A 243-nucleotide genomic window follows, 5' to 3' on the forward strand; every position below is an offset into this window, starting at 1 on the left:
ACTCTTCGAATGATTTCCAACCATTCTGAGGGAACCTTGGAACGCCTCCGTTACTCTTTAGGAGGCGACCGCCCCAGTCAAACTGCCCGCCTGACACGGTCCCCGTACCCGATGAGGGCACTAGGTTAGAACCTAGATACGATCAGGGTGGTATCCCAACGGCGCCTCCACAGAAGCTTGCGCTCCTGTCTCTACGGCTCCCACCTATCCTGTACAGATCGTACCCAAATTCAATATCAAGCT

The 243-nt window shown here is 54.3% G+C and carries 1 rRNA gene; it reads right to left on the reverse strand.

What is annotated here, in order from left to right:
• Positions 1–243: ribosomal RNA gene (locus HPT30_RS00165) — 23S ribosomal RNA — on the reverse strand; the annotation flags it as partial.

The organism is Paenibacillus agri, assembly GCF_013359945.1.
GTDB classification, from domain to species: domain Bacteria; phylum Bacillota; class Bacilli; order Paenibacillales; family Paenibacillaceae; genus Paenibacillus_AQ; species Paenibacillus_AQ agri.